Annotated in this window: 8 protein-coding genes; 6 read left to right on the top strand and 2 right to left on the bottom strand. The window is 63.6% G+C overall.

Going from position 1 to position 11,163, the window contains the following annotated elements:
- A partial coding sequence (locus tag WAN02_RS10950) for a PfkB family carbohydrate kinase (RefSeq protein WP_422264185.1) occupies window positions 1–741 on the bottom strand: 741 nt, incomplete at its 3' end.
- A gap of 141 nt (window positions 742–882) precedes the next feature.
- On the opposite strand from WAN02_RS10950, the gene WAN02_RS10945 reads away from it, so the two are divergent.
- Together WAN02_RS10945 and WAN02_RS10940 are read left to right on the top strand one after the other, a co-directional pair.
- A complete protein-coding gene (locus WAN02_RS10945) occupies window positions 883–3,063 on the top strand; it encodes an adenylate/guanylate cyclase domain-containing protein (protein WP_422264184.1) in 2,181 nt (726 codons plus the stop codon).
- Window positions 3,060–4,457, top strand: a complete 1,398-nt coding sequence (locus WAN02_RS10940) for a mechanosensitive ion channel domain-containing protein (RefSeq protein WP_422264183.1) — start codon at window positions 3,060–3,062, stop codon at window positions 4,455–4,457. Before WAN02_RS10945 ends, WAN02_RS10940 begins: the two co-directional genes overlap by 4 nt.
- Window positions 4,458–4,479: 22 nt before the next feature.
- Here WAN02_RS10940 and WAN02_RS10935 read toward each other — a convergent pair whose 3' ends face one another.
- The gene (locus WAN02_RS10935; RefSeq protein WP_422264182.1) at window positions 4,480–5,907 is read right to left on the bottom strand and encodes a hypothetical protein; all 1,428 of its coding nucleotides are present in this window, start codon (window positions 5,905–5,907) and stop codon (window positions 4,480–4,482) included.
- A gap of 220 nt (window positions 5,908–6,127) precedes the next feature.
- On the opposite strand from WAN02_RS10935, the gene WAN02_RS10930 reads away from it, so the two are divergent.
- The 4 genes from WAN02_RS10930 to WAN02_RS10915 all read left to right on the top strand — a co-directional run bounded on the left by WAN02_RS10930 (window position 6,128) and on the right by WAN02_RS10915 (window position 10,913).
- The gene (locus tag WAN02_RS10930; protein ID WP_422264181.1) at window positions 6,128–7,375 is read left to right on the top strand and encodes a glutamate-5-semialdehyde dehydrogenase; all 1,248 of its coding nucleotides are present in this window, start codon (window positions 6,128–6,130) and stop codon (window positions 7,373–7,375) included.
- Window positions 7,376–7,398: 23 nt separating this feature from the next.
- Window positions 7,399–8,274 carry an AAA family ATPase gene (locus WAN02_RS10925; protein WP_422264180.1) on the top strand — a complete coding sequence of 292 codons (876 nt, stop codon included), beginning with the start codon at window positions 7,399–7,401 and terminating at the stop codon, window positions 8,272–8,274.
- A 10-nt stretch (window positions 8,275–8,284) separates the two neighbouring features.
- Window positions 8,285–9,727: a vWA domain-containing protein gene (locus WAN02_RS10920; protein WP_422264179.1), complete on the top strand. Its 1,443-nt coding sequence runs from the start codon at window positions 8,285–8,287 to the stop codon at window positions 9,725–9,727.
- A gap of 166 nt (window positions 9,728–9,893) precedes the next feature.
- A complete protein-coding gene (locus tag WAN02_RS10915; RefSeq protein ID WP_422264177.1) occupies window positions 9,894–10,913 on the top strand; it encodes a PE-PPE domain-containing protein in 1,020 nt (339 codons plus the stop codon).
- Window positions 10,914–11,163: the final 250 nt, after the last annotated feature.

Below are 11,163 nucleotides of genomic sequence, written 5' to 3'. Positions count from 1 at the left end.
GTCGATGGTCCAGCCGGCGGCCAGCACACCGGCGAACACGTCGCCGGCGCCAGACGTGTCGAGCGCATCGACGACCGGTGCGGCAAAGCGGAATTCCGCATCAGCGCCGACGTAGTCGGCACCGCGTGCGCCGCGGGTGGTGACACGATGCGGGACGGGCCAAACCCAGTGCGCGTCTTCGGTTTCGTTGACCACCAAGACGTCGGTCAGCTCGGCCAACTGCGCCAACTCCGCTTCGTCGCCGCCGGACGGTGAGGCGTTGAGAATGACGGTCACCCCGGCTGAGCGGGCTGCCCGGGCAGCCGCTGTCGCCGTGGCGACCGGAATCTCCAACTGCAGCAACAACACATCGCAGTCCGCGACAAGCTTGCGCAACAACACCGGGTCCAGCGTCAGCCCGCCGTTGGCGCCCGGAGCGACGACGACGACGTTCTCGCCGGCCGAGTCGACGATGACGACTGCGGTTCCGCTGCGCCCGGATACGGTGATCAGCCCGTCGGTGCCGACCCTGTTGGCGTTGAGGTGGTCGCGCAATTGTGCCGCCGACGGGTCGTCGCCGACGGCGCCGACGAACTGCACGTGGGCGCCGGCGCGCGCGGCCGCCACGGCTTGATTGGCGCCCTTGCCACCTGGTGTCGAGCGCACCGACTTCGCCAGCGCGGTCTCGCCCGCGCCGGGCAACGTGTCGACATCGAACCCGATGTCCATATTCACGCTGCCGACCACGCATACCCGTGTCATTGCGCCGACGTTATGGAGTGCCGTTCGAATATACAAACGACGTATTGATAACGGTTTTCGGCAAAACCGTTTTCACTACTCGGCTCGCGATATTCTGCTGCGTGATCTGGGCTTTTTGGCCCGGCAGCGAAAGGACGTCGATTGACGCCGCAGGTCTCAACTGATCCGGCGCCGCACGAAGAAACCGTGCTGGCCGAAAAGGGCAGTCGTCGTTATCGGCGGCCGCTGTCCCGGTTGAGCATTCAGTCGAAGATCATGCTGATCCTGCTGGTATCGAGCCTGGCCTCGCTGGGGGTGATCGGCGCCGTCGAATATGTATCCGGCCGCCGCTTGCTGATGCCGGTCGCCGCCGAACGCATGACGCAACTGCGCGAGGCGCAGAAGCGCGCGGTTGAAATGTTGTTCGCAGACCTGACGAATTCGCTGATCGTTTACACCCGCGGGTCGACCGCCGAAGAAGCCGTGACGGCCTTCACCGCCGGATTCGACCAATTGGCCGACGCGCCGACCGATCCCGGCGAGCAGCAGGCATTGGAGACCTACTACACCAACAAGCTGATCAAACCGATCCAGCAGACAACCGGCCAGAAGCTGGACATGGCCGCGCTGTTGCCCAGCAGCAACGCCCAGAGATATCTCCAAACCCATTACACGATCCGATCGTCCGCCACGTCGCCCCCACCCGACGACGCGGGCGACGGCAGCGCATGGTCGGCCGCGAATGCCCGCTTCAACAATTACTTTCGCGAGATCGCGACCCGCTTCGAATACCGTGACGCAATGTTGCTCGACACCCGGGGCAATGTGATCTACAGCGTGAACAAAGGCCCTGCGCTGGGCACCAACATCCTGACCGGTCCGTACCGCGAATCGAACCTGGGCGACGCATATGAGAAGGCGATTGCTGCCGACGCGGTCGATTTCGTGTGGATCACCGACTTTCAGCCGTTTCAGGCCGCCGCCGGAATGCCCATTGCGTGGCTGGTGTCACCGATCGACGTCGGAGGCAAGGCGGCAGGGGTTATGGCGCTTCCGCTGCCGATCTCGAAAGTCAACCGAATCATGACCGCCGATCAGCACTGGAAAACCGCGGGCATGGGCGCGACGGCCGAGACCTACCTGGCCGGTCCGGACGGCCTGATGCGTTCTGATTCCCGGCTGTTTCTGCAAGACCCCGAGAAATATCAACGCGACGCGATAGCCGCAGGCACACCGCCTGACATCGTCGCCGAAGCGTTGCGGTGGCACGGCACCACACTGGTCCAGCCGGTGCAGACCGAGGCGTTTCACGCCGCGCAACGGGGCCAGACCGGAACAGTCATGGATACCGGCTATCTGGGCGACCACGAACTCGCGGCCTACGGTCCGCTGGAGGTGCCGAATTCAGATCTGCGCTGGTCGATCTTGGCGACCCGGGACAGCTCCGAGGCCAATTCCCGGATCGAAGCATTCACCCGGACTCTGATCGTGACGGCCGCGGCTTTGGTTTTCGTCCTGTGCGTGCTCGCGATGCTGATCGCCCATGTGTTCGTACAGCCCATCCGGCGACTGCGGGCCGGGGCGGAGGAAATCAGCGCCGGCAACTACGAGGTGACGATACCGGTCACCTCGAAAGATGAAATCGGGTCCCTCACAGTCGCTTTCAACGAGATGAGCCGGAATCTGAAGATCAAGGAAGGCTTGCTCACCGAACAGCGCAATGAAAACGACCGCTTGCTGTTGTCGTTGATGCCCGAACCCGTTGCGCAGCGCTACCGCGATGGTGAAGAGACCATCGCACAAGAGCACCAGGACGTCACGATCATCTTCGCGGACATCATCGGCCTCGACGAGATCTCGATCGGTTTGTCCGGCGACGAATTGGTCGGGATCGTCGACGAGTTGATGCGTGAACTCGATTCGGCGGCCGAAACCCTTGGCGTCGAGCCGATTCGCACCGTGCACAACGGCTACCTGGCCAGCTGCGGATTGAACGTGCCGCGGCTCGATAGCGTGCCCCGAACCATCGACTTCGCCATCGAGATGCAGCGCATCATCGAGCGCTTCAACAGCGGTAAGGGCTATCATCTCGGCGTTCGAGCCGGCGTCAACACCGGCAACGTGATCAGCGGATTGGTCGGCAGGTCCAGCGTCATCTACGACATGTGGGGCGCCGCGGTGAATCTGGCGCACCAGATGCGCAGTGGCGCATCAGATTCCGGAGTCTACGTCACCTCAGATGTGTACGAGGTGATGCGCGACATCCGCCAGTTCACCCCGGCGGGAACCGTCACCGTCGACGGCGTGGAACAACCGATTTGGCGCCTGGCGGACCGCAGGTGAACGCCGTGGATCCGTCGTGGTTGTACTGGGCCGGAGGGTTGGCGCTCGGGCTCCCCATCCTGCTGATCAGCCTCACCGAATGGCACAACTTCCTGGCGCGCAGGCACAGCGCATTGGCCAGACCGGTCAATCTGCTGCGCCGTTACATCGTGCCGTTGGCGGCGCTGTTGGTGCTCCTGGTCGGGGTCGCGCGGGTGCCCGCGCAGTTCAACTCAATCCGGGTGCTGGCGACGGTATTCGGCTTCGTGGTGCTGCTACTGGTGTTGTCCGGCCTCAACGCCACCGTGTTCGAGGGTGCGCCCGAGGGCACCTGGCGCAAGCGGGTGCCGACGATATTCCGGGACGTCACAAGGTTTTTGCTGATTGCGATCGGGCTTACACTCATCTTCTCCTACGTCTGGGGTGTGCGCGTAGCCGGCTTGTTCACCGCGCTGGGCGTGACCTCGGTCGTCATCGGCCTGATGCTGCAGAACTCCGTCGGTCAGATCGTGTCCGGCTTGTTCATGTTGTTCGAGCAGCCATTCCGGATTGGCGACTGGCTGGACACCCCGGCGGCGCGCGGACGCATCGTGGAAGCGAACTGGCGCGCCGTCCATATCCAGACCGGCCACGGGTTGCAGATCACGCCGAACTCGGTGCTGGCTGCCACTTCGTTCACGAACATGAGTCGTCCGCCCGGCACGCACAAGTTGTCGATCGCGACGACGTTCTCGGTGGCCGACTCGCCCGATCGGGTGCGCCGACTGCTGATACGAGTCGCGACTGCGCTGCCGCAACGCAAACCCGACGTCGCACCGACGGCCACGACCAGCGGTGTCGGTGAGTATCAGGTCAGCGTCGCGCTGAAGTCGCCTGCCGATGACGGCGCCGCGAAAGCGACCTTCCTGCGGTGGATCTGGTACGCGGCACGTCGGGAGGAGCTACACCTCGACGGTGCCACCGACGAGTTCTCGACACCTGCGCGGGTGCAGGGGGCGATGCGAACCGTCGTGGCGCCGGCCTTGCGGCTGAGTCTCACCGATCAGCAGGCACTGATCCCGCACGCGAAAATGGTTCGGTACGGCACCGACGAAGTCGTGCAGTACGTCGGCGAAGTGCCTACTGCGATGACGTTTTTGATCGACGGCAGCATCCGCCTGACCACGACCACCGAGGACGGTTCGGTCATTCCCCTCAGCCTGCTTGAGGAAGGTTCATTCCTCGGGCTGACCACGCTCACCCGTCAACCGAGTCTGACCGGCGCGTACGCGCTGGAAGAGGTGACCGCGCTGCAGATCGCGCGCGAGCACATCGAAGATCTGGTGCTGCGTACGCCGTTACTGCTGCAAGAGCTGGGCCGCATCATCGAAGACCGGCGAAAAGAGACATCGCGGGTGGTCCGAGCAGCAAAATGACGTGGGGTGTGGGGCTGCCGAGTCAGAAAACGGTAGCCAAGTCGGCGAGCCAACTGGGGACAAAGAATGAGCCGTCGGCGACGTTTGCGGCAAGGTCCATGGTGGGGTTGATGGCGAAGTCGCCCATCGGTGTCACCAAGGTCTCCGAGATCACGTTCGGGCCAGTCGTCGAGACCAGGTCGGAATAGACGGTTTCGTAGCCGAATCCGAAGTTGTCCACCTCGAACACCGAGCCGACCGGCGGAAGATCGCCGGCGGCGGTGCCTGCGGCGCCCGAGTCGGCGGTGACCAGAACCGACTCGGTGGAACTGGCGAGGAGGCCGGTGGTGGTGGTGACGTCGGCGTCGAAGTTTCCGATGGTGTTTCCGGACGCGTTCTCGACGGCGAATTCCTGATACATCTCGACGCTTGAGTTCAGTGGCGGAACCCCGTTGACTCCAAAGATCTGATCGCTGCCCACCGGAACGATGCTCTCGTCGTAAGAAGGGACCGCGAATGAGTTGACGGTCAGTGCCGTATCTGCGTCGTACGGGATGGGAATACTGATTTCGCCGTAGGGGCTCACCAACGTATCCGAGACGACGTCGCCCGACGACGAAGGTGTCACCGAGTAGAGGTTGTAAAACGAGCTGTCACCGAAAAGGTAGAAGACGTTGTACAGGGTGTCGACCGCTGGCGTGTCCCCGGCGGCGCTACCTACGGTGCCCGAGACGTCCTGGGTGACGAGGATTTCCTCGGTGTAGTTGAGCAAGACATCCGACGTGTTGGTCACCTCGCCTTCGAACGAGCCGATCGCTTGATCGCCGGCGGCGTTGTCAACGTCGAATAGCTGATTTCCCTCGACGGCGAGGTCAGCGGGCGGCATCCCGGTTACTGAGGTGATATTTTCGCTGACTCCGGCGGCCGGAGCGAGCTCGTAGCCGCCGATGAGGTGCACCGGTGGGGTGTCCACGGAGTCAGTGCCAAGGCCTACTGCTACGTCATAAGTGGCCGGAATGGACCCGCCCCCGAAGGGGTTCGTCCAGGAGTCCGTGACCACGTCGCCGCCGGGCGGGGTGCGGGCAGAGTAAATGGTCTCGTAGCCACCACCGTAATTGGCGATGTCTATCACTGAGCCGACTGGCGGCGTATCAGCGGTGGCGATGCCTGCGGTGCCTGACAGGTCCTTGGTGACGAGGAGTAACTCATTGGCGGCGCCGTACAGCGACGGCTGGGTGCTTTCGTCGGCGTCGAAGCTTCCTACCGTCTGACCGGTCGTCGTGTCATAAACCTCGAAAACCTGCTGTCCCTGGATGCTTGCGGCGACCGCGGGAGGAGTCGTGGGATCGCCGAAAAATCCGGTGATCAGTTCGGTGGAACTCGGATCGGGAATGATCTCGTAGCTGTCGGCGAAGGCTACGGCTGTGGGCAGGAACGCGGCGCTTAACAGTGCACCCGTGGCGCCGCCCAAGCGACGGCCAATACGACGGCGAACCAATCGAGTCTCGATTCGGATTGTTGACAGCTGACGAGTTAGCGCTTTAGGTAAGGCCGTATCGTAACTACGGCCAGAGAGATGGCCACCATCGAACACGTTTTTGCTGCGTGGTGACGCACCACATTGATGTCGGCTGGGACGTTTGCTTAGAGCCGCGTCAACCGAGCCGCACGACACTGATTACCCTGAGTTAATGAGTGTGCATGCATTCTCGCCTCCTGACCTGCGTCAGCAGGTGCACGACGCCGCGCGCCGGGCCCGAGTCGCCGCCCGTGCGCTGGCCTCGCTGCCGACCGTTGCCAAAGACCACGCGCTGCGCGTCGCCGCGGAGGAGATTGTGGGCCAGACGGACCGCATCCTGGCGGCCAACGGTGAGGATCTCCGTGCGGCGCAGGCCGACGGCACCCCGGCCGCGATGCTCGACCGGCTCGCCCTCAATACACAGCGCGTCGAGGGAATCGCCGCCGGGCTGCTCCAGGTCGCCGGGCTACCCGATCCGGTGGGCGAGGTGCTGCGTGGCTATACGCTGCCCAACGGGTTGGCCCTGCGCCAGCAGCGAGTTCCGCTCGGCGTGATTGGGATTGTGTACGAGGGCAGGCCCAACGTCACCGTCGACGCCTTCGGTTTGGCGCTCAAGTCCGGTAACGCTGCGCTGCTGCGCGGAAGCGCATCGGCGGTGAATTCCAATCAGGCGCTGGTCGACGTGCTTCGCGCAGCGCTCATCAGCGAGGATCTACCTGCCGATGCCGTCCAGCTGGTGTCGCCGGCCGACCGCTCCACCGTCATTCACCTGATCCAGGCACGCGGATTGGTCGACGTGGTGATCCCGCGGGGGGGAGCGGGACTGATAGATGCGGTGGTCCGCGACGCACACGTGCCGACCATCGAGACCGGTGTCGGAAACTGTCATGTCTACGTTCACGACGCCGCCAATCTGGAGATGGCAGAACGGATTCTGCTGAATTCGAAGACTCGTCGCCCGAGTGTCTGTAATGCCGCCGAGACGTTGCTGGTCGACGCGGCGATCGCCGATCAAGCCCTGCCGCGGCTGATCAATGCGCTTCAAGACGCCGGCGTGACCGTGCATCTCGATCCCGACGACGCCAACCTGCGTCGTGAATACCTGTCGATGGACATCGCGGTCGCGGTCGTCAATGGTGTCGATGAGGCCATCGCCCACATCAACGAATACGGGACCGGGCACACCGAGGCGATCGTCACCTCCAATATGGCTGCTGCCCAACGGTTCACCGAAGGGGTCGATGCGGCCGCGGTGATGGTGAACGCGTCGACCTCGTTCACTGACGGAGAGCAGTTCGGTTTCGGTGCCGAGATCGGCATCTCCACCCAGAAGCTGCACGCCCGCGGCCCGATGGGGCTTTCGGAACTTACCTCGACCAAATGGATCGGTTGGGGAGACGGCCAGACCCGCCCGGTCTGACATAGCTGAGGAGAAACACAAACGTGAGTGTGCCTGCGCGGCCCGTCCCGCTGTTCGCCGATATCGACGATGTCGGTCGTCGGCTGGCCGAAACCGGTTACCTGCCCGACACCGCCACTGCGACAGCCGTTTTCCTCGCCGACCGGCTGGGTAAGCCCCTGCTGGTGGAGGGCCCGGCCGGGGTCGGCAAGACCGAACTGGCCCGCGCCGTCGCGCAGGCCACCGGATCCGGTCTGGTTCGCCTGCAGTGCTACGAAGGTGTCGACGAAGCCCGCGCGCTCTACGAGTGGAACCACGCCAAGCAGATTCTGCGTATCCAGGCCGGGTCCGATGACTGGGACCAGACCAAGACCGACGTCTTCACCGAGGAGTTCCTGCTCTCGCGGCCGCTGCTGACCGCGATCCGGCGTACCGACCCCACTGTTCTGCTGGTCGACGAGACCGACAAGGCCGACATCGAAATCGAGGGTCTGCTTCTTGAGGTGCTGTCCGACTTTGCGGTCACCATCCCGGAGTTGGGCACCATCACCGCCGAGCGGACGCCGTTCGTGGTGCTCACCTCCAACGCCACCCGCGAACTGTCCGAAGCGCTCAAACGGCGCTGCCTGTTCTTGCACATCGACTTCCCCAGCCCCGACCTGGAACGTCGAATCCTGTTGTCCCGCGTGCCCGAACTGCCCGGCCACATTGGCGAAGAGTTGGTGCGCATCATCGGAGTGCTGCGCGGAATGCAGCTCAAGAAGCTGCCGTCGGTCGCCGAGACCATCGACTGGGGGCGCACGATTCTGGCGCTCGGCTTGGACACCATCGATGACGCGACCATCGCCGCCACCATGGGTGTCGTGCTCAAGCATCAATCCGATCAGCAACGCGCCATCGGCGAACTACGGCTGAACTGAGGCACAACTGATGGCCGTACGCCGCGTTCGCCCAAGCCGGCCGCTGGCCCCGCATGGCCTGCCGGGTCATCTGGTTGGCTTCGTGGAAGCTCTACGTGCACAAGGAATTTCGGTCGGACCGTCGGAGACCGTGGACGCCGGCAGGGTGATGGGCGTCCTCGGGCTCGGTGACCGCGAGATTCTGCGCGAAGGTCTGGCGTGCGCGGTGCTGCGCCGGCCCGAGCACCGCGAAACCTATGATGCGATGTTCGACCTGTGGTGGCCGGCGGCGCTGGGCACACGCGCGTTGGTCACCGAGGAGGACGCCGTCGATCCCGACGTCCAGCTTCCGCCCGACGACGTCGAGGCGATGCGCCAGATGCTGCTGGATCTGCTGACAGACAACCCCGAACTCGCCGACATGGATGAGCGGCTGGTCGCGATGATCGCCCAAATCGTCGACGCCTACGGCAAGTACAACTCCAGCCGCGGCCCGTCGTACTCGTCGTATCAGGCCCTCAAATCGATGGCGCTGGACGAGTTGGAGGGCAAGCTGCTGGCGGGCCTGCTCGCTCCGTACGGCGACGAACCGACACCGACCCAGGAGCAGATCGCCAAAGCGCTTGCTGCACAGAGGATCACGCAGCTGCGGAAAATGGTCGACGCCGAGACCAAGCGACGCACCGCCGAGCAACTCGGGCGTGACCATGTCCAGATGTACGGCATTCCACAGCTATCCGAGAACGTCGAATTCCTGCGCGCCTCAGGTGATCAGCTGCGTGCGATGCGCCGGGTCGTGCAACCGCTGGCCCGCACGCTGGCGACCAGGCTGGCCGCGCGGCGGCGCCGCTCCCGCGCCGGTGCGATCGACCTGCGCAAGACGCTGCGCAAATCGATGTCGACCGGCGGCGTGCCGATCGACCTGGTGCTGCGCAAGCCGCGCCCGGCGCGTCCCGAACTGGTGGTGCTGTGCGACGTGTCGGGGTCGGTCGCCGGGTTCAGCCACTTCACCCTGCTGTTGGTGCACGCGCTGCGTCAGCAGTTCTCCCGGGTTCGGGTCTTCGCCTTCATCGACACCACCGACGAGGTCACCCACATGTTCGGCCCGGAAGCCGATCTGGCCGTGGCCATCCAGCGGATCACCCGGGAGGCCGGTGTCTATACCCGCGACGGTCACAGCGATTACGGCAACGCGTTTGTCTCGTTCACCGAGCAGTTCCACAACGTGCTGTCACCGCGAAGCTCGCTGCTGGTGCTCGGCGACGGGCGCACCAACTACCGCGATCCGGCCACTCAAGTGCTGGCCCACATGGTGACCGCCAGCCGGCACGCGCACTGGCTCAACCCCGAGCCCAAGCACCTTTGGAACAGCGGCGACTCAGCGGTGGTGCGCTACCAAGAAGTCATCACCATGCACGAATGCCGCTCCGCCAAGCAGCTGGCAGCTGTGATCGACCAGCTGCTGCCGGTCTAGGTCGCGCGGGCAGGCGGCGCATTCCGCACCGCAGCGAGAAAGATTTCCTCACTTGTACACCTCAAACTGAGGTTATTGTTAGCGCGGCATCAGATAAGCGTAAGAAGCCATTATCTCAGGCGTAGGTGCGCTATTTGCAACCGGCAGAAGTGGATTGAGGTTCATCATGCTGAAAAGTCTTCGCATCATCGCGCCGATCGTCGGTGTGACCGGTGTTTCGATCGCCCTATCCATGTCGGCCCACGCCGACGTCGATGTGACCGACCCCTTGTTAGGCAGCACCAATGCGATGTTCCTCGGCGGCACTGCCGAACCGACACCATCGACGGCTTATGTTGAGGCCGCCGAAAAGCTGCTGCTGGAGCCATTGGGGTTCGCCGATAGCGCGTCAATCTGCGACATGGCCGGAAACTTGCCGTGCGACGGTTCGTTGCAGGTGTTGACGACGCCGGAAGTGTTCGAGTTCGGCCCGAGCAGCCTTCAAGATGAGACGAACCTCGTTTACGCGATCGAAGCCGAATACAACGCGGGTGAGATGAGTCCCTCCGATCCGCTGACGGTATTCGCATACTCGCAGAGCGCCATCGCCGCTTCGGCGGCCGAGAAAATGCTTACGCAAGACGGCATTCCTCAGCAAGACCTGCATTTCGTGCTCATCGGCGACCCGAGTGACGCGAACGGCATCGCGACGAACATCTATGCAGACTTGGTCCAGTTGTTCGGCGGCGGAACAACCGGGACGACTCTCACGGACGACGTTCTCACCGCCATCAACGAAGACCAATTCGCCCCAGGCGGCTTGCTTGCCGGTTACACACCCGATGACCTGTACCCGACGACCGTCTACACGATTGACACCGACGGGGTCGCCGACTGGCAAGAGGATTGGAACGCTGTTCTCGCCGGCGGCGGCAGCCCTTTGGACGCCCTCGGGAACGGTCTCTACCACTTCTTCACCACGCATGTGGAATACCTGGGGTTGACTCCGGAGGAGGTCGCCAGCGGCGTGGCGACGACCACCGGCTTGACCACGACGATCACCATCCCTGACGGATCGGACGCAGGCTCCATCATCAACGACGGGGCAGCGCTGCTGGGCGCTTTTTCCCATGGTGTTGCGGACAGCGGAGCGATTATGGCCCTGTTCGACACCATCGAAGACCTCTTCAACCCGGCCTACTTCTGACCGACCTGGCGGAGTAACTCACCGGTCTTGGCAATCATTGGTCCGGCGTTGTGCCCACCTCATCGCGACAACCGGGCCGGCCGGAAGGGGTCTGTCGCTCGAAGGTGGGCAACTCGAAGCCCGCCTGTTGCCTCATGTCAATATGCCCGCGGCGCTATTCGTTGCCTCAAATGCCGGATGCCCGCGTGAGCTGGTTCGTCGCGTCGTTTGCTGATGCCGGCTTGGGTGGGGCTTGGCGCTTGGGTCCGGC

The sequence above is a fragment of the Mycobacterium sp. genome, from assembly GCF_049281135.1.
In the GTDB taxonomy this organism is placed as follows: domain Bacteria; phylum Actinomycetota; class Actinomycetes; order Mycobacteriales; family Mycobacteriaceae; genus Mycobacterium.
This window is presented reverse-complemented; position numbering and strand designations above follow the sequence as displayed.